Origin of the sequence: Psychrobacter sp. 5A.1 (assembly GCF_030407455.1) — a bacterium.
Taxonomy (GTDB): domain Bacteria; phylum Pseudomonadota; class Gammaproteobacteria; order Pseudomonadales; family Moraxellaceae; genus Psychrobacter.
In genome coordinates this window covers 14,036-32,919 of sequence record NZ_JASDDJ010000035.1, presented here as the reverse complement: position 1 = coordinate 32,919, position 18,884 = coordinate 14,036, and the positions used below count along the sequence as shown (strand labels likewise).

Sequence of the window (18,884 nt, the reverse complement as noted above, 5' to 3'; positions counted from 1 at the left end):
AGTAAGTCATGGTCTTTATAATAATAATTAAGTTTGATAATTAGTTTATAACACTTTTAAGTAGGCTTGACTATATTTACTACAAGATAAAGAATATTTTTAAAGGTTTTAATATATTAAGGTTTTATGGTTTTTGGCATAAAATATATGAATACCTTTTCATTAATAATAGACTGAAAGAAGCATTAGAGCTTAAAAAAATAATAGATTTAGAGATAGTTGTAGTCTCGAATAAAGCTGATCTTGAGGTAGAGAGTCAGAAGTATCGTAAAAGCATTATCAAGTCTCTTGAAGAGTATAACAGTATATGTTTTGATTTAGGAAAAGCACCGACTCTGAGTTTTCCAAAGATAGAAATAGGAAATACTCTTGTTAATGTTTCTTCGCTTTCAATGTGCGAAGAAACATTAGCGCATCGATTTAAAGTGACCAACATCTTCAATCATGACTTGGTTGTATGGCCTCTGATAAACTACAGTAACTACCATGGAAGCTTCGTAGATCATAATGAAGTACTTGTCTCTACAAGTTTATCGATTGATGAAGGTAAAGTAAAATACTCGCCGAGATTTATTAATTTTGATGAAGTTCAATTGCTGAAATTGTTAGAAAACATAAACTCTTCTCCGAAAATAAATGAAAATGAGTATACTTTCGATTTTGAAGAATGGTTCAAAGGATGTAAAGATGCTTATCAGTATGGATTTACTTTAGATAGTATTGAAGTTAAAACTAATTTAAATTTATCAAGAAGCTCTGTGAAAGTTGTAGATGTGAATCTACCTGATAGTAGTAGATTAGGAGAAGTCGGCATCGGCATAGCTAACATAAGAGTAGATGAATCTGATATATATAAGAACCTCAGACATGATCAAACCCATAACATTTCTATTAAAAGGTGGAATAAATTAAAAAATATTTTAGAGTCAGCTAAAAAAAATGAATGTGACCTATTAGTCCTTCCTGAAGTAAGTGTGCCTGTACTCTGGCTACCGTACATCATATCTTTTTCAAGAACAAGAAATATAGGAGTGATATTTGGTTTAGAACATTGGGTTTCTGATAATAAAATAGCTTACAATTTTATGATTGAATATTTACCCTATATTGAGGGTGTAAAGCGCTACAGAAAGAATATTTTTACTGCAAGACTTAAAAATCATTATTCGCCTAGAGAAAATCAATTAATTAATGAATATCATTTAAAATCTCCTGCAGAACCTTTTAGTTTGGATAAACTTTCTTATTACCACAAGGTTAAATGGAGAGGAGCTTACTTAGCTACCTACAATTGTTACGAACTAGCTGATCTTACTCACAGAGCTATATTTAAGAATGAAATAGATTTATTGGTTGCTTCTGTTTTTAACCCTGATACTAATTATTATGATCATATTATGGAGTCTGTAGTTAGAGACTTGCATTGTTATGTTGTACAGGTAAACACGTCTCAATATGGCGGTTCTTGTGTATTAAGACCATCTAAAACAGAACTCAAGAAGATGTTATATCTAAAAGGTGGTGAAAATGAATGCGTACTAAAAACCACCATTGATATATCTAAGCTGAGAGACTTCCAGTTTGGCAAAACAGGTTATACATCCATATCAACGAACAAATTTAAAAGTGTACCTCCTGGATTTAATTATAATAATTCACATAAGAGAAATGGCGATTAAGATTGTAGAACTAAACTGTCATACTGATATTAAAAAACCGCTACAGCAAATACTGTAGCGGTTTTTTAATATCAGTAATTAGTCTATTATCTTTAAAGGAATAACACTTTAACGTAAGGAATACCATGAACCATCTCACCGTCGGACAACGCGCGCCTCTAAGCAACCTTGCTATTGACGATGCCGCACCCATCACCCTCAAATTCACTCGCCAAAGCCCAATAGAGATGGACATCAGCTGCTTTGCGTTAGACGCAGCGGGCAAACTGATCAATGATGATTATATGAGCTTTTATAGTTGATTATCATAATCAAACCGTTGGGTGTCGCAAGCTCCACACCAACCTACGATATGCAACTCACCCTTAGTATCTGAAATTCAGTTTTTAGCTTGCATAGGGCAAAAGAGCCGTTACCGTGTCATGCTGTAGCGGCTTTTTTATTTCTGAGGCAGCAACTAATCGGTAGCGTACGTGGTATTCATAAGGAATTTACCACTCCTGTAGCAGATAAGAGCCTAAATTCAGGTCAACTTTTCTTGCGTTGTTTCTGTTGCAGCGGATATACCAACTGCGCCACAAAGCCCTCTGGTATTTTTGTATTGGCCGTCGTACCGTATTTTTTGGGTAAATGGTCTGGCAAATGAGCGGTTTTGAATAGCACATCATAAATAGGCAAAAAGGCGGCAAAGTTTTTATCCCACGCCTCTTTTTCTGATGAATGATGCCAATGATGAAACTCTGGCGTTGCGAGCACCCAGCGAAAATACGGAAAGCGGAAACGTACGTTGGCATGAATAAAAATGGCGTGAAAAGAGATAAACACCAGATAAGCATAAGTTGCCGCTGGAGAGAAGCCCATAAACAATAATGGAATATAACCGACAAAACGATTCACAATCAGCTCAAACACATGCACCCGACTTGCCGCTAGCCAGTCCATGTGATGCGAAGAATGATGTACAGCATGTATGCGCCACAGAGACGGGACTTTATGCATACTGCGATGAATCCAGTAACTAAAAAAATCCACCACGATCAAAATCTCTATAAATTGCAGCACTAAAGGCTGACTACTTACAATCTGATGCCATGAAGGATTAAGCCATTGGTTAAATAAAATCTGCGCAGGAATGATAGTAAAAAAACTCAGTAACTGAATACCCAAATGGCTAAACATGAAGTATTTAATATCTGTTACCCAGCCAGATCGCAACAGTTTTTGTTCCTTATATTTGGCATAAAACCGCTCCATAGGAATAAACACCAATGCGGAAATTACCAGCGTTAAAATAAAATAGTCCAAGCCTGCATACATACTACGGTCATAATAATTGGGCTCGATCTGTCCTGATGCGAGTAGCGCTGCAAAGGCATTGAGTAACATACCCGCCATTCCCCAGCGCTTAGACGGATTGCGTAGTAGGCTAATGACACCTGATACAAAGCCGATAATCACACTGGCAAATAATAGGCTTCGTAAAATATTTGCATTATATAAGGGTCTGAAATCTGGCGTAGTTAGCAGATTGGGGAATAAAAAACACAGAGCAGCAAGCGTGGCAAGTATGCCTAAAGACAACGCAATAAAGGCGGATACTTGTCCTGAGCCTTTTTTTATTTCACGGTCTTCAAAGTGCTTTCGGAGTAGTTTGCTCATAGGTTTAATTTGTTAATGCAATTTGGATCTAATTTAGCATTGTTTAGCACAAATGAATATGTTAATTACTCAACATTGTTAGGTAAATAAAGTAGATTGCGATGATATTATGATTCGTTTTGGCTATTAGATAGCATCCTCTGTGAAATAGAAGATAGTTCACAAATCAGTCTTAATATAGGTAGTTAATGAATCATATTTTGGTTAGGATTATTCAACTGGTTTTAAAACCGCTACAGCAAACACTGTAGCGGTTTTTTATTGCCAGTAATTAAGCTATTATCTTTAAAAGAATAAAACTCTTATGTAAGGAACACCATGAACCATCTCACCGTCGGACAACGCGCACCTTTAAGCAATCTTGCTATTGACGATACCGCACCCATCACGCTCAAGTTCACTCGCCAAAGCCCAATAGAGATGGACATCAGTTGCTTTGCCTTAGACGCAGCGGGCAAGCTGATCAATGATGATTACATGGTGTTTTACAATCAGCCAACCTCACCATGTGGACAAATCAAGCTCACCCATTACGAGTCACAGCCAACGGCAAGTAAAGGCATCCAAGCCGAGTTTGAGGTGAATTTATCCAAACTGGCTGCGAATATAGACAGCTTGTTTTTTGTATTATCAGCCGACACGCCGCTGAATCAAATTCAATCATTAGAGATTGGCATTTGGCAGCAGTCGCAAAAGGCGCAGGCAGCGTATCAAGCAGCAGACTTTGCCCAGCAGCAAGCCAGTATGTTGATGCAGCTTTATCGTAAGAGTGGCGTGTGGCGAGTATCCAACGTCGCGCAAGGCTTTAATGGTGGACTTGCCGCCATCGTGCAGCATTTCGGTGGCGATGTAGAAGAGGGCAGCTCGACAGCAGTAGAGGCGACCGTCACGCCAGTTCAAGCAAAACCGTCATTAGAGAAGGTCATGCTAGACAAAGCGCCAAAACTGGTCAATCTGGCCAAAAAAGCCACGATATCGCTTGAGAAACGCCAATTGCAACAATTAACCGCAAAGGTAGCATTGGTGTTAGATGCTTCAGGCTCAATGAACAGACAGTACAAAAAAGGCCGCGTGCAAGAAGTGGTCAATCGCATATTGCCATTGGCAGTGAGCTTCGATGACGACCAATCGTTAGACTGCTGGGCGTTTGCCCGAGATCCGCAGTATTTGGGCGAGATTGGGCTGAGTAACTATGATGGTTTCATTGACAACGCTCATGGCGGCTGGCGCAAATGGGCACTGGGCCCGCGCATCAATAATGAAGCAGAAGTCATGAAAGCCGTGACGGAGTTTTATCAAAAGGACGGCTTGGATGTGCCTGTCTACGTGCTATTTATCAGTGATGGCGGGGTGAATGACAATCGCGGTATCACGAGAGTCATGACGGAAGCCGCGAAACTACCGATATTTTGGCAGTTTGTGGGCTTGGGTGGTCGTGGTTATGGCATTCTAAAAAAACTAGACGACATGGCAGGGCGCGTGATTGATAATTGCGACTTTTTTGAACTAGATGATTTGGACGATATCAGCGAAGAAGCCTTGTATGAAAACATGCTAGAAGAATTCCCAATGTGGCTAAAAGAAGCGCGCCGACTGGGTATCGTGCAGCAATAATCCTATTATTCTATTATCACTACATAAAAAAACCGCTCACCTGATAGGGTCAGCGGTTTTTTATTGACTAAAAATTGAGCCGATTATAGATATTTAGAGTGTTGGATAGGCAGTGCGTAAAGCGGTAAGAATTTGATTCTTGGCGACTTCGTTATAAAGCCCACAATCATTTTTTTCTGACTCTTTTAAGCCTCCAAGAGCAGCTTCATTATAAAAACCTGCGTATACATCATCGTTGTAATTGACATACGCGATGGGTGCATCGTCATCAGTAAGGTCTCTCACACCAGCGTTCCAAGGTATTCCCGCCCATGTGCCTCTTCTAGAATCGGTAAACCCTTCTATAGCTTGTTCAAAGGTTAAGGTAGGTAACTTATCGATAAGTTCAATATAATCGACGTTGACGCTACCAGTAAGTGTCTTTTTACAACTGGCACCACTACTAAATACACTCAATGAAGTAGGCAAGTTATTGAGTGCGTTAATCACGTTATCGGGTATATCATTGTAATCATCATCATTGTTCTCAAGAGCAAATACGTTACCAATTTTTTGACCAGAAAGTGAGACATCGGTATAAGTCCCCGTTGATACGTATCCATTGCTCAAGCTTTGCGTATATCTATTATTGCTAAAAACTGTATTGAATTGCTCAATATTAAGGGCGTTATCAGTGGTCACAGAGTATTTAAATGCAGGGCTTATCCCCATCGTCGTTAATAAAAGGAGGCTTTTTGCCTCAACACCCTCGTAATCTTGGGTGACATATAATGATTTTTCAATGCTATTAAGCGAGTTACTGCTTTTAGTACTCAAGGTACTAAATGAGATATTTTCAAGCCCTGAAGCGTTATCAGAATCAGTTTCAAAATTAAAAATATAACCAATTAAACCGGTCGTATTTTGTTCTGTGGGTGGTTGAAATGGCATATCTGGTATTACAGGTGTAGGTGTCACAGGGACAGGCGCTAGCGGTAGCTCATCAAATGTCCCGCCCACATCACTATTATTCAGGTCTATTTCACCATCACTATCAATAGTTTCTATTTCGATACAATTACCATTATTGATTTGATAAGTACCATTTTGTGCCAAGGCAGGAATTCGAATGGTATTGAATTTAACCGAATATAGATAAGAAGATAAGGTTAAAGGCGTATTAAAAGGTACTTTGATACTAAATTTACCTTCGCTATCAGCCCCACCAGCACTAAAGAAACTGCCTCGCCCTGTTACCTGACCAGAAAAATCATCTTTGGTATACGGTTTTTTAGTTTTGGCATCAATTACACAGCCTTCTAATATTGCGTAATACTCATCCAAAGTAATATCAAGATTCCATAGCGTGAAGTGGGGCACTTGTCCTTTATAGCTGCCATCTGTCTGACGGATAGCCGCACCCTCTTTTACCCAAATAGTTTTTTCTTCATCGTAATACCATAGAGGTATTGAGGCTAAGTCTTGATCAGTAGTTACTTCGGGATAGGTCAAAGTGGCTGTTGAGCCTTCTTTGAGATCAAGTTTGGCTCCTGTAGTAGGGTTAGTCAGCTTGACATCAATCACGCCCACAGTGATCAGATTGGTAGGATTGCTACCATCAGCATCTTGACCCGCAAACGGCTGGGCAAAAGCTCTTGCACCTGCTATAGAGTCAGGGTGATAGTAATTGGCCGCGATATTCACAGTGCCTGTGTAGTCGCTACCGTCGGCGTTGACGATAGTATTCGCTGGAATGCTTACCGTAGCCCCTGATACTTGTAGTTCATTGATGCCAGCACCGGTAGTAAATGCCGTAGTGACCTGATCGGCAGATAATGAAATATCAAAGCTATGTTTATGCTTGGGTATAAGGTTTAATGTACGTGCTGCCGTTAAATATCCCGACTTCTTCACCAATATTACAGGGTTAGATACGACATCATCTATACTCAATGCGTATTTACCAGCGTTGTCTGTCATTACTATATATTTGCCAATCTTAATAGTGGCATCAACAAGCGGGTTGCCACTATTGTCAGTGACGATGCCATAGATACTCTGCTGCTTAACGACATCTGTGTTTTCAGGTTGAGCCACCGTATCATTGTTTTTATTATCATCACCACATGCAGTTAAGGATAGGGTTATTACCAGCATACTGGCTGTAAGCAAAGTGATCTTAATCATGATAGGGTCTCTAATTATTTACGATACTGTGGATATAATTATTGAAAATCTGTTGATAATAGAATAGGAGCTATGATTAGCTGCTTTCTATCAACTGCTACGATTGAAGCAAATAGTGGCATGCAGAGTATGCCTGACTTTACGATATTTTTCTAACAAAATTGAACTAAAATTTGGTTTTATTGACTTTGGGTGTCCTGACTTTAATTGGCTCATAAAAAAACGACATAAAGATGCAAAATTACGCTTGTGCGTTTTTGAGCGATATCGCATGCTTAGCGACCTATATAGGTAGCGGTGGCTACTTGATCTCTATCGACAACTGATATGCTTGTTATGACTGAAAAAAAACGTACCTTTTATTACCGACCAAAGACCAATCAACACAAGCATCCAACCGTGCGTTGGCTGTTTGTCATACTGGGCTGGATGTTTTTTATCTTAGGTCTGATCGGCATATTGTTGCCCGTGATGCCGACCGCGCCTTTTATACTTCTGGCAGCGGGCTGCTGGGCGCGCAGCTCTCGACGCTTTCATTTTTGGCTGATCAATCATAAATACTTTGGCAAATTCGTCCGTGATTGGGAAGAAAATCATGCTGTGCCACTTTATGCCAAGTGTTTGGCAACCATAATGATGGCCATATCGACAATTATGTTGTTTTATCGTTTACCTGCCGATATGATGTGGGTGGCATGGCTGGTAGCCGTTGTGTGTAGTGGGGTAGCGATATATTTATTCCGTTTGCCAAACGCCTAAAATCCTTGCAATTTTAGAAAAAATCAGTCAATAAATGGCTCTGGTTACACGAAACATGAGATAAGACTTGCGATACTGGGATGTACCCCTTATAATACGCCCAAGCTTAAGAGCAGTTCTGCACCAAATCATTACCTCGTAGTATTAGTTATAATCCTTCGTTTTAATATTTATCGTTCAGTAGCTATTTGCAAGCGTTACCGGTCACTAGGCCATTAATAAATTAAAAAGTAGGATTATCAATATGTCAGATACTCAAAAAGGTACAGTTAAGTGGTTCAACGAAGCTAAAGGCTTTGGTTTTATCGCTCCAGAAACTGGCGCAGACGTTTTTGCTCATTACAGCGAAATCACTGGTTCAGGCTTCAAAACTTTAGCTGAAGGCCAAGAAGTTGAGTTCACTGTAACTCAAGGTCAAAAAGGCCCACAAGCACATAACATCGTTGCTATCTAATTTGTCTTTATAGACAGATAGATGAATAGATGTGAAAAAAGCGAACCTTCGGGTTCGTTTTTTTACGTCTGTCATTTGATATGAGCCGTTAAATATCACATGGCTCTGACATCAAAATATAGAATCAAAAATGCCTACGTACTATTTCGATAGTTGTAGGCATTTTTGTTTTTAGAGAGTGTGGTGAATAACGAGTTATTAGAGCTAGGGCTAGCGTAGCGCTAAAGAAGTTAATCTATCAGATAGAGCTGATAGCAATATTAATCAGACCACCGCCGATGATTAACCAAGCAAACATAATAGCCCCCAAGATGAGTGGCTTAACGCCAGCTTGCTTAATCGCGCTCAGATGAGTGGTCAGACCTAGTGCAAACATAGCCATCGTTAGCAATACATCATCAAACTTGACCATGCTCTGCTCAAAGCAGTCAGACATCGGTACCCATGTGTGCAATACAACGATAAGAATAAAAATAAAGGCGAACCATGGCACATTGACTTGTTTGATGCGGTCTACAAATGACAATGTCTCGCCATGACTGTCATTGTCACCCTTGGTCAAAGCAAAGGATAAAATCAGTAGAAAAGGGGCGAGCATCATGACGCGTATCATTTTGGTCACGACGGCTGTACTGCCAACCTCAGGATTGATCGCGTTACCTGCGACCACGACTTGCGCGACTTCGTGTATGGTCGAGCCAGTATAGATGCCGTATTGCTGAGCATTTAGCCAAGGCTGTAACCAGCCAAGATGGTACAAAAAAGGGTAAAGCAGCATCGCGATAGTGCCGAAGACGACGACGGTTGCCACAGCAATAGTGACTTTATGTGCTTCTGCTTTGACCACTGGCTCTGCGGCGATGACTGCGGCTGCTCCGCAAATGCTCGCGCCTGAACCAATTAATAGAGTTGTTTCTTTATCGACTTTTAACCATCTCGTACCCAGCCAATAGGTCAATAGAAAGGTCGACGTCAGTACCAGTGCATCGGTCATAATTGCTGGCATACCGACACTAGCCACTTGGGTCATCGTCAGCTTAAACCCATAAAACATAATCGCTAAGCGCAAGATTTGACCTTTGGCAAAGCATACGCCAGCATTTAGTTGCTCAGTGAAATTAGGATACACCGTATTGCCCAACACCATACCCAGCAGAATCGCTAATGTTAGAGAGGATAATCCGACGATGCGCCCGTTTGACCAAGTATCTAGACCAGTATTGAGCCATAAACAAAATAGACTGCCGACCAGCACTACAGCCAATCCTGCTAAGTGCCGATTGTTTGGAAAATAGTTGGTCACTGTTTTGGTTAAGGCATTCATGACAGGTTGTCCTATTGTCATTAATCGAAATAAGCATAAGCTTATGAATAGACAGTATAAGATAAGTCGATCTATAATAAAAACAGATTAATAAGATACAAATTATCGATTTTTTAGGTCAGCTATGATGATTCAAGATTGATAGTAAAAATATTAAGATTTAACCAAGATAGGTATAGCGAATAAAACAGGCTAGAAACTGACATAAGCCAACATAAGGCATCATCGATAACATGAAAAAATCTGTGCAGACAGTGCCAAAAATCACGCTTAAGCAGCTTGCTGTTTTTGTCAGTATTTATCAGACAGGCAGCACCAGCCGTGCCAGTGAGGAGTTGCATTTATCACAGTCAGCGGTCAGTAGTGCGCTGACAGAGCTGGAGTCTAGACTACAGATGCCGCTATTTGAGCGCGTCGGTCGTCGGCTCAATCAACACCCCAATGCCCATCCCATTTATGTACAGGCACAGGCTATTTTGGGGCAGTCGCTTACGCTTGAGCATTATCATCAGTATCAAGCGGGACAGATTCATATCGGTGCCAGTACCACTATCGGCAACTATGTGCTGCCGTCATTGCTTGGCAAGCTATATGAGGTGCTACCCGATGCCAATGTCGATATGTATATTGCCAATACGCAAGAAGTGGTGAGCGAAATTGAGCAACTAAATATTGATATCGCGCTGGTAGAAGGAATGCCGCGTCCGGTAGATATGAAAGCCATTGAGCAGCGTGAGTGGCGCACTGATACGCTGATGATATTTGCCAAACGTGATAGCAAGTGGCTAAAGAATTTAGCTACCTATAACCAAGATGAGGACTGCTATCAGCTGAGCATTCATCAGCTAGCGCAGTTGCCGTTGTTAGTGCGTGAAGCAGGATCGGGCACACGGCAGATTATCGATGAGCAATTGCTAAAGTATCTACCCAATGCAGAAGTGGTCAAGGCGATACATCAATCCGAGGCCATCAAGCACATGGTAAGCGCAGATATTGGACTTGGCTGTCTGTCGCAGCATGTGATTGAGACGGAACTGGCGACAGGCAAGCTGGTACAAGTGACCGTGGCAGGAATCGATCTATCGCGTACATGGTGGCTGGTCTGGCATAAAGCCCGTCATCAAAGCCCCATTTGGCAAACCTTTATAGATATTATTCAACAAGATTAAATGATGACTCTAAAAACTATCAGCCATAAAAAAGCACAGCATGAGTTATGATGCTGCGCCTTTTTGTTTAAGATATGCTTTAGATAATATAAGACAATCAAAGCATATTGTTATGCCGAAACAGGTTTGTCCAGTCTCACTACAAAGCTGTCGCAAGGTACATTGGGCAAGATATTATCTGCCGTTGCGCCACTGATCCATGCAGCGATACCGGTACGCTTATGACGACCGATGACCAATAGATCGACATCATGTTTATGGCAGTAGCTGACGATACCTTCACTGCTAGAGATGGCAGTCGTGACTTCCGACGTTGCGGCATTTAGCTGATTGCGTTCAAGGAATTGCGCCAGCTTTGCGCGTGCTTCTTGGCAGCGTTCATCATCAATCTCATCATATAGACTAGAGGCAGGCACCAGCTCATAGCCGAAGCCAACCATAGTGTCTTTGACAATATGCAAAACAGATAGCTTAGAGCCTGGACGGTTTTCGACGATGCGTTTGGCCTTTTGTGCGACGATATCCGCATCAGAGAGTAAGTCGGTGACCAGTAAAATATGTTCGTAACTCATAGCGTCTTCCTCATGTCAGATAGTATTTACTATAGCACTACTATAGGGTGCTGTTAAGTGAAGCTTGTCGTCTTTAGCAGCGGATTAGAGCGATGCCGATTATTCTGATACAGGCTGATCAAGCTTAACAATCAAGCTGTCGCAAGGGGCGTTCGGCAAGATACTATCAGCGGTCGCACCCACCAACCAAGCAGCAATACCATGGCGCTCATGGCGTCCGATAATAAGTAAGTCGACGTCCTTTTCATGACAGTAATCAATGATGCCTTTGCTGTTAGAAATAGCAGCAGTTACCTCAGCGTCGACTGCGCTCAGCTCATTGCGCTCCAAGAACTGTGCTAGATTTGCTCGAGCTTCTTGCCACTTTTCACTATCGACATCACCTGATAGGCTAGAGGAAGGCACCAGCTCATAACCGAAGCGCACCATGTCATCTTTGACTATATGCAAGACGGACAGTCGGGCTTCAGGAGAGCCTGCGAGGATACGCTTGGTTTTTAGCGCCACTTTGTCCGCATCGGATAGTAAGTCAGTGACCAGTAAAACGTGTTGGTAGCTCATAAGGTACTCCTATTAATAGTTAACTTTATAGTAGCAGTGCAAATCACCTTTGTTAAGTGATAAATCCATAATAAAATTGTGGATATTGATGGATTTGTAACCTTAAGGCTTTAATAGCTAAAGTTGATAGGAACGTAGATTATGTGGTGGATTATTGTGTGACTGCCGCCTTGACTTATCCATGTCGCAGCCCCACTAATAGCGCTAAGCCAACGATTTTTTAGCCAATTTATTACTCTATTTTCCCTGATAGTCAGGGCACTATACGCATGATAAGCGATAAGGATAACTATGACGGACACGCCATTTACTGCTGATTTAACGCTGCATCCAGCATTTGAGCTGATTGAGCATCGCCATATTGAGGCGCTATCGATGGATGTGCTGATCAGTCAGCATGTAAAAACAGGAGCGATGCATTATCATCTGGCACACCCAAGTGATGAAAATGCATTTTTGGTCGGTTTTCGCACCCAGCCAATGGACTCAAAAGGCGAGGCGCATGTTTTAGAACACGTGGCATTATGTGGTTCGAACAAATTCCCTGTCCGTGATCCGTTCTTTTCAATGATTAAACGTTCGCTCAATACCTTTATGAATGCGATGACCGCCGCTGATTGGACGGCCTATCCGTATGCGACGCAAAACAAAAACGACTATTTTAACCTGCTCGCTGTGTATCTTGATGCGTCGTTTTTCCCAAATATCCATCCGCTCGATTTTGCTCAAGAAGGCATTCGCGTAGAGCTTGACGAAAATGACAAGCCACAGTTTAAAGGTATCGTTTTTAATGAGATGAAAGGCGCGATGAGTGGCGAGATTGATCAGCTATATCATACGGTTGCTCATCATCTGTTTCCAACGACGACCTATCACTATAATTCAGGCGGCGATCCTGCCGATATCCCTGACTTGACGCACACTGAGCTGACCGAGTTCCATCAAAGCCATTATCATCCGTCAAACAGTGTCATCATGAGTTTCGGTAATATTCCTGTTGCTGAGACACAAGTCAAAATACACGAAGATGCCTTGATTCAGTTTGAAGCGGGCAAAAAGCATGTATCGCGTCCAGAGCAGCGCTTATCTGCGCCCGTTAGCGCGGTAGACACTTATACTGCGGACGAAGCTGGCCCAGATCAAACCCATCATGTGCTTGCTTGGTTGCTACCATCGATTACTGATCCCAAGCAGCGCTTGGCATTACGTCTGTTAGAGGGTGTGCTGATTGAGCATGCGGGCTCGCCATTGCGTGCTTATCTTGATAGCCATCCACTGGGTAAAGCACCAAGTCCGCTATTGGGACTTGATGACAGTCATTACGAAATGGTCTTTTATACGGGACTGCGCGGCTCCAACCCTGAGCACGCCGAAGCGGTAGAGCAGGGTATTATCGACTTGCTGACCGAAGTGGCCAATTCACCAGTCGATGACGAAACCATCGAAACTATTCTGCACCAAATCGAGATTGATCAGCGCCATATCGGCGGCGATAGCATCCCTTATGGTCTGAACCTCATGCTGGAGGGCTTTAGTACCGCTATTCATGACGGCAATCCTATCGACGTGTGGGAAGTAGACGAACATTTGCAGTGGCTACGTGAGCAAGTCGTCGATCCGCAGTGGCTACCGAATTTAATCAAGACGCATCTATTGGAAAATCAGCATCGTGTACGTGTAACGATGACCCCTGATAGCGAAAAAACAGCCCGTTTGGCAGCAGCTGAACAGACTCGTTTAGATACTATCGCGATGGATCTGACCGCTGATGATAAAGCTATTTTAAAGCAACAAGCCTTAGATTTGGCCGCACGTCAAGCCGCGCCAGATGATTTAAGCTTATTGCCAAAAGTTGGTTTAGAAGATGTGCCAACGGATATTAGCTTTAAACAAGGCACGCAAAAGCAGGTGAGTTTAAGCGGGCAAGACAGCACTTTATTTGAATATGAAGCAGGTACTAACGGTATCTACTATTATCAAGTCATCATCCCGTTGACCGATGCGATTGGTAATGCGAACGCAGATGCGCTACCAGTCAATGATGTGATCAATCATCCATTGCTGCCTATCTATTTAAGTCTGTTGTCAGAGTTAGGTACGGACACGCTAAGTGCTCATGAAATGCAAGCGAAGCAAGCGGCGCATTCTTCTGGTGTGACTGCTCGTATTAGCCAGCGTACCAATATCGATGATAGCCAAGCGATTAGCAGCTATTTCGTTGTGGCAACGCGTGCGCTAAATCGTAAGCCTGAAGCAATTGATTTGCTCAAAGAAGTGATGGAGCACAGTATCTTCTCTGAGCATGACCGTATCAAAGAAATCTTGCAACAGCGTCAAGCGGGTTGGCAGTCAAACCTAGCGGGCTCAGGGCATTCTTATGCGATGCAAACGGCTAGTCGTGGTATGAGTCGCCAAGCGCAGTTGGAATATGTGCGCAGCGGCTTGCCAGCATTGAACGCGCTTAAAGATTTCTTAGCACATGCTAGTACAGATGATGCCCAGTGGGATCAATTGGCTACGAGCTTGATGGATTTACATCAACGTCTGATCAGCTTACCTAAGCACGCCGTTATCATCTGTGAAGCAGAGCAAAGCGAACGTTTAAGCGGTTTGATTGTCGATAGTTGGAAAGACAGCCAAGCGCCAAAGATTGCCGAGCAGCTCCGCAGTTCTGAGAATGGCATTGAAGACAGTATCCCGAGCGAGTTTGCAGATTTGCAACTTGATACAGCGCTGAACGGTGAGAAAGACGCGGTCAAAGCACTAGAAAATGGTGTGGCGCTCAATGTTGAGGATTTGGCTTGGCTAGTACCAACCAACGTCTATCATAATGCCAGTGCTTATACCGTGCCTGCTGCTGACCATCCTGACACGGCAGCATTAATGGTATTAGCACCTTACTTACGTAATGGCTATCTACATAGTGCTATTCGTGAGCGCGGCGGTGCTTATGGTGGTGGTGCGGGTTACGATGCCAACGCTTGTGCCTTTAAGTTCTTTAGCTACCGTGATCCGCAGTGCGCTGAGACCTTCGCTCATTTTGATGCCAGTATCGAATGGTTATTAAATGAACCTCAGACCGACGAGCAGTTGGAAGAGGCCATATTGGGTATTATCTCAGGTATGGATAAACCAGGTTCTCCAGCAGGCGAGGCGATCAAAGCATGCTTTACAAATCTGCATCATCGCGGTGTCGATTGGCAGCGTAAAATGCGTGCGTCAATATTGTCAGTGACGGTTGCGGATTTACAGCGCGTTGCCAAGCAATATCTGCAAGGGCAGGATCATGTACGTGCAGTATTAGCGCCTTATGATAAAGAAGAGGCCGTTAAAAATCTTGGCTTTGAGGTTTGCAAAATAAAGAGCTAATATCATTTTTTATATAAGAAGTCTTTAAATAAAAGCCAAATCTTGATAGTGATCATTAAATAAGCAGACAATACTAAAATATTGTCTGCTTTTATTTTGGCTGTAAATAATTTAAGATGGGGCTATTTTTAGCCCATTTAGATGACTATCGAATGAATTGAAGATACGCCCTAAAGTATAAGGAATATAATGAGGTTTTATAAAGCTATCCGTTGGGCAAGCGTACCTGTGTCAATACTGGCACTATTAATGACAGGTTGTGATGCATCAGATACATCTACGGTGTCAGCCACCGAAGCGGCTATCGAAGATGATGTCTTTATAGAGGATGAGACAGAAAGTGCATCGGCTTATTTACAAAAGGAGTTTACGCCAGCGGACGAGTCAGCAGCCACAGCAGAGGGCATCCAACGTATTGCGACCGCTAATAATAACTTTGCGATCAAGATGTATCACCAGTTAACGAAAGAGGACACATTAGACAACCTTGTGTTTTCTCCTTACAGCATATCTTCAGCCATGGCACTTGGATATGTAGGTGCTAAAGGCGATACCTACGATGAAATACAGCAAGTTTTTGATTATTCAGCTATAGATCAGATGCTGCCTAATGCTGCAGCACTTTATAATCAACTAAACCGACCTAATGTAGACTACATGCTGTCTAGTACTAATGGATTATGGGTGCAGCAAGGATTGGATCCAAATCCAACTTACTTAGATAGTATAAATCGTTATTTACAGGCAGAAGTTAATCCAGTAGATTTTATGTACGATCCAGAGTCGGCAAGAACAACCATCAATCGCGCGATTGCTAAACAGACTCATGATCTTATCCCACAGATTATACCGATCAATGGCGTTGATGAGGCAACACGCAGTGTGTTGACCAATGCCCTTTATTTTAAAGGGGCTTGGTACCATGAGTTTTATGATGGTAGCACTGAGTCGATGCCATTTGAGACGTTCCAGATGACAGGTAGCGCTACCGGTGCGCCGATGGTAGATATGATGCATCAGTACAATGGATTCCAATACGTGGAAGATAAGCAAGCACAGGTCATCGATTTGCCCTACGTAGGGAAAGAGATATCGATGATGGTGATACTGCCCAAAATAGCCGATAAGCAAGGCTTACAGCAGTTGATGGCATCGTTAACGACTGAAAAAATAACATCATGGCAAGCAAAGTCTGATTACGAGGATATCAATTTATATCTGCCCAAATTTAAAATGAATGTAAGAGATGAAGAATTGGCTGATAAGCTAATGACGATGGGCATGCCAACGGCTTTTTCACCTGCTGCTAATTTTTCAGGGTATCACGAAACTGTACCGCTGGTATTTGATAAAGTCGTCCATCAGGCCGTGATAGAGGTGGATGAATTGGGAACAGAGGCAGCAGCCACCACAGTGATGGACATGGCTGCTTCAGCTGAAGAAGATGAGGAGCCTGTCATTCCCATTGTATTTAAGGCGGATCACCCATTTATTTATATGATTTATCATGCGCCAACCAATGCTATTTTATTTATGGGACAGATGGTAAGGCCGTCTAGTGACTGATGTTGTATCAAATAACTATTTGAATTAAGCCTATATCCTCCAGTTTTCAACATAAAAAAGAGCCCCTATTTTTATAAAATAGCGGCTCTTTTTTTTGGTTACGCTAAGAACGTAATGAATCAACGCACCCTAATACCGTTTGATACTCAGATCTTTGCCAATTCGGTCTTGATGAATAGGGAAGTCAGCATGCAGCTCGAAATTTTTTCGGTCTTCAAAGTAGCTCTTTAGAGTACGGCGAACGGCTTCAAAAGCCAGTTTGTCCCATGGGATATCTTCTTCACTAAACAGTGCACAGTCTAGGCTTTCTGAGCCAATACCATACGCGCCATCTTTTAGATCGGCTAGATAGATAGAGTAGATCTGCCCAATATCTGGCAAATCATAAAGGCAGTATAAATGCGGATGTAGCACCACCGCATCTGCTTCTTCATAGCTCTCACGCGCGGCACCTTCGGCCATGGTTTCGCCGCTTTCCATAAAGCCTGCAGGTATCGTCCATAGGCCATACTGGGGCTCAATGGCTCTGCGGCATAGCAGCACTCTACCCTTGTGTACGACCAGCGAACCACAGATAACTTTTGGATTTTCGTAGTGGACATAGTTGCAATTTGGACACACCAAGCGCGGCATATTATCCGTAGGTGGAATTTTTCGTTCTGCTTCATGACCGCATTGGAGACAATAGCGCATATCGACTACCTTGTTATAAAAGTTATTGTGCATAATGATTTTGATAGGCTATAAGGCCTATATTTTGAAGTGCTGCTATAGTCGGTTCAACACGCCCTATTCTAATGAGCAGCTATTGCCTTAAGATAGCACATATTACCAGTGGACAGAATCAAGATAACAGTAACGCATCATTTCACAGATAGGCAAGCTATAGTCAATCCTCTATAAATTGGGTACGGTGTCAGTCTCGCTTAGCCTACTATTCGTCGTACTTTCACTCGGCTTCCTTGTATCCAAAGTATCCAAAGTATCCAAAGTATCTAAAGTATCCAAAGTATCTAAAGTATCCAAAGTATCTAAAGTATCTAAAGTATCTAAAGTATCTAAAGTATCCAAATTATATTGAACCGACTAAGGTCTGATATAAATGCCCTGATTGGGTACTATTAAACAATGAATCAGTCACATAAATAGCATGCAGCCACCAGTAGATTGCGCTAGTCTAATGAGAGTTCGGCAGTACTCAATATGCATGCTGAAAATGCTTTTAATAACGATAAAAACATAGGGCAATTATAATGTTACTCCCTCCCGAGGCTGTGCGCTTCGATAATCTGTCAGTTGCTGTACCTACTTTTATTCGTCATCCGACGCTTCGTAAATTAGCCGAACGAGTACAACATGAGACCTTAAATGCGCTGACAAGTCCAGCCATGTACGAGGCTCATAACACCTCTTATAGCGCCCGTGTTTTAGACAGCTTATACCAGACACCGATTGCCGATGCCTCAATATTGGTCGCTATTACTCATGAGCGCAGACCCAAATTGCTACTAACACGCCGTGCCGCTCACATGAACAGTCATGCAGGCGAAGTCTCCTGTGCTGGTGGTAAGTACGAGATAGGGGATGGCAATAATGTCGTTACCGCATTGCGTGAAGCCTGTGAGGAAACAGCACTACCACCCAATAAAGTCCAGCTACTCGGTCAGCTGCCTATTCAAACCTCCAAAAGTGGCATGAGCGTACGTCCAATCGTGGCACTCATCGCGCCTGATCTGCTACTCGTACCTGAAGCTGGAGAGATATCACGTATCTTTTGGGCAGATTTGGAGTTGCTAGTCACTCAGCCAACGGTAGAGTATGAAATTGAGTATAAGATGCAAGAGCAAACTGCGACCATTCTAACACCGAGCTGGCAGGTCGATGGTGAGACAGTTTGGGGACTCACAGGACGTGTGATTGCCAACCTGCTAGAGACAGGGTTTGATCGGCAGTTAGAGTGGTATTACCGCGTAGAAAACAAGCGCTGATAGA

Annotated in this window: 15 protein-coding genes; 9 read left to right on the top strand and 6 right to left on the bottom strand. The window is 42.5% G+C overall.

The genetic code is table 11. The features are described 5' to 3' along the window. Positions 1-425: 425 nt before the first annotated feature. Both QL982_RS09125 and QL982_RS09120 read left to right on the top strand, forming a co-directional pair. A complete protein-coding gene (locus QL982_RS09125; RefSeq protein ID WP_290190276.1) occupies positions 426-1,679 on the top strand; it encodes a nitrilase-related carbon-nitrogen hydrolase in 1,254 nt (417 codons plus the stop codon). Positions 1,680-1,804: 125 nt separating this feature from the next. Further along, the gene (locus QL982_RS09120) at positions 1,805-1,981 is read left to right on the top strand and encodes a hypothetical protein (protein WP_290163704.1); all 177 of its coding nucleotides are present in this window, start codon (positions 1,805-1,807) and stop codon (positions 1,979-1,981) included. A 226-nt stretch (positions 1,982-2,207) separates the two neighbouring features. Here QL982_RS09120 and QL982_RS09115 read toward each other — a convergent pair whose 3' ends face one another. Then, positions 2,208-3,338, bottom strand: coding sequence for a sterol desaturase family protein (locus tag QL982_RS09115; protein ID WP_290163706.1), 1,131 nt, complete (start codon positions 3,336-3,338; stop codon positions 2,208-2,210). A 318-nt stretch (positions 3,339-3,656) separates the two neighbouring features. On the opposite strand from QL982_RS09115, the gene QL982_RS09110 reads away from it, so the two are divergent. After that, positions 3,657-4,952 carry a VWA domain-containing protein gene (locus QL982_RS09110; protein WP_290163708.1) on the top strand — a complete coding sequence of 432 codons (1,296 nt, stop codon included), beginning with the start codon at positions 3,657-3,659 and terminating at the stop codon, positions 4,950-4,952. 93 nt (positions 4,953-5,045) lie between these two features. Here the strand turns inward: QL982_RS09110 and QL982_RS09105 are convergent, their stop codons facing one another. Then, positions 5,046-7,118: a carboxypeptidase-like regulatory domain-containing protein gene (locus tag QL982_RS09105; RefSeq protein WP_290163710.1), complete on the bottom strand. Its 2,073-nt coding sequence runs from the start codon at positions 7,116-7,118 to the stop codon at positions 5,046-5,048. 336 nt (positions 7,119-7,454) lie between these two features. Between QL982_RS09105 and QL982_RS09100 the strand changes: the two genes are divergently transcribed. Together QL982_RS09100 and QL982_RS09095 are read left to right on the top strand one after the other, a co-directional pair. After that, the gene (locus QL982_RS09100) at positions 7,455-7,877 is read left to right on the top strand and encodes a YbaN family protein (protein WP_290163712.1); all 423 of its coding nucleotides are present in this window, start codon (positions 7,455-7,457) and stop codon (positions 7,875-7,877) included. Between the two features lie 244 nt (positions 7,878-8,121). After that, positions 8,122-8,331 carry a cold-shock protein gene (locus tag QL982_RS09095; RefSeq protein ID WP_010201661.1) on the top strand — a complete coding sequence of 70 codons (210 nt, stop codon included), beginning with the start codon at positions 8,122-8,124 and terminating at the stop codon, positions 8,329-8,331. A gap of 238 nt (positions 8,332-8,569) precedes the next feature. Here the strand turns inward: QL982_RS09095 and QL982_RS09090 are convergent, their stop codons facing one another. Continuing rightward, positions 8,570-9,655 (bottom strand): YeiH family putative sulfate export transporter, encoded by a 1,086-nt coding sequence (locus QL982_RS09090; protein WP_290163717.1) that lies wholly within the window; start codon positions 9,653-9,655, stop codon positions 8,570-8,572. 233 nt (positions 9,656-9,888) lie between these two features. Between QL982_RS09090 and QL982_RS09085 the strand changes: the two genes are divergently transcribed. After that, the gene (locus QL982_RS09085) at positions 9,889-10,824 is read left to right on the top strand and encodes a LysR substrate-binding domain-containing protein (RefSeq protein WP_290163719.1); all 936 of its coding nucleotides are present in this window, start codon (positions 9,889-9,891) and stop codon (positions 10,822-10,824) included. A gap of 110 nt (positions 10,825-10,934) precedes the next feature. Here the strand turns inward: QL982_RS09085 and QL982_RS09080 are convergent, their stop codons facing one another. Together QL982_RS09080 and QL982_RS09075 are read right to left on the bottom strand one after the other, a co-directional pair. Next, positions 10,935-11,396 carry a universal stress protein gene (locus QL982_RS09080; RefSeq protein ID WP_057761630.1) on the bottom strand — a complete coding sequence of 154 codons (462 nt, stop codon included), beginning with the start codon at positions 11,394-11,396 and terminating at the stop codon, positions 10,935-10,937. Between the two features lie 99 nt (positions 11,397-11,495). Beyond that, positions 11,496-11,957 (bottom strand): universal stress protein, encoded by a 462-nt coding sequence (locus tag QL982_RS09075; protein ID WP_290163722.1) that lies wholly within the window; start codon positions 11,955-11,957, stop codon positions 11,496-11,498. A gap of 291 nt (positions 11,958-12,248) precedes the next feature. Here QL982_RS09075 and QL982_RS09070 point away from each other — a divergent pair, with 291 nt between their 5' ends. Continuing rightward, entirely contained in the window at positions 12,249-15,326 is a 3,078-nt protein-coding gene (locus QL982_RS09070) for an insulinase family protein (protein ID WP_290163724.1), read from the top strand. A gap of 189 nt (positions 15,327-15,515) precedes the next feature. Continuing rightward, entirely contained in the window at positions 15,516-16,892 is a 1,377-nt protein-coding gene (locus tag QL982_RS09065) for a serpin family protein (protein ID WP_290163726.1), read from the top strand. A 129-nt stretch (positions 16,893-17,021) separates the two neighbouring features. Here the strand turns inward: QL982_RS09065 and QL982_RS09060 are convergent, their stop codons facing one another. After that, complete coding sequence (locus QL982_RS09060) at positions 17,022-17,585, bottom strand: NUDIX hydrolase (protein ID WP_290163728.1); 564 nt, start codon at positions 17,583-17,585, stop codon at positions 17,022-17,024. A 560-nt stretch (positions 17,586-18,145) separates the two neighbouring features. On the opposite strand from QL982_RS09060, the gene QL982_RS09055 reads away from it, so the two are divergent. After that, on the top strand, positions 18,146-18,880 hold the full coding sequence (locus QL982_RS09055) for a CoA pyrophosphatase (RefSeq protein WP_290163732.1): 735 nt from the start codon (positions 18,146-18,148) through the stop codon (positions 18,878-18,880). The last annotated feature ends 4 nt before the right edge of the window (positions 18,881-18,884 follow it).

Bases quoted from the DNA above. Each gene is read 5' to 3' on its own strand.
- QL982_RS09120 (WP_290163704.1), top strand. From the start codon at position 1,805: ATGAACCATCTCACCGTCGGACAACGCGCGCCTCTAAGCAACCTTGCT.
- QL982_RS09115 (WP_290163706.1), bottom strand. From the start codon at position 3,338: ATGAGCAAACTACTCCGAAAGCACTTTGAAGACCGTGAAATAAAAAAA.
- QL982_RS09110 (WP_290163708.1), top strand. From the start codon at position 3,657: ATGAACCATCTCACCGTCGGACAACGCGCACCTTTAAGCAATCTTGCT.
- QL982_RS09105 (WP_290163710.1), bottom strand. From the start codon at position 7,118: ATGATTAAGATCACTTTGCTTACAGCCAGTATGCTGGTAATAACCCTA.
- QL982_RS09100 (WP_290163712.1), top strand. From the start codon at position 7,455: ATGACTGAAAAAAAACGTACCTTTTATTACCGACCAAAGACCAATCAA.
- QL982_RS09095 (WP_010201661.1), top strand. From the start codon at position 8,122: ATGTCAGATACTCAAAAAGGTACAGTTAAGTGGTTCAACGAAGCTAAA.
- QL982_RS09090 (WP_290163717.1), bottom strand. From the start codon at position 9,655: ATGAATGCCTTAACCAAAACAGTGACCAACTATTTTCCAAACAATCGG.
- QL982_RS09085 (WP_290163719.1), top strand. From the start codon at position 9,889: ATGAAAAAATCTGTGCAGACAGTGCCAAAAATCACGCTTAAGCAGCTT.
- QL982_RS09080 (WP_057761630.1), bottom strand. From the start codon at position 11,396: ATGAGTTACGAACATATTTTACTGGTCACCGACTTACTCTCTGATGCG.
- QL982_RS09075 (WP_290163722.1), bottom strand. From the start codon at position 11,957: ATGAGCTACCAACACGTTTTACTGGTCACTGACTTACTATCCGATGCG.
- QL982_RS09070 (WP_290163724.1), top strand. From the start codon at position 12,249: ATGACGGACACGCCATTTACTGCTGATTTAACGCTGCATCCAGCATTT.
- QL982_RS09065 (WP_290163726.1), top strand. From the start codon at position 15,516: ATGAGGTTTTATAAAGCTATCCGTTGGGCAAGCGTACCTGTGTCAATA.
- QL982_RS09060 (WP_290163728.1), bottom strand. From the start codon at position 17,585: ATGCGCTATTGTCTCCAATGCGGTCATGAAGCAGAACGAAAAATTCCA.
- QL982_RS09055 (WP_290163732.1), top strand. From the start codon at position 18,146: ATGTTACTCCCTCCCGAGGCTGTGCGCTTCGATAATCTGTCAGTTGCT.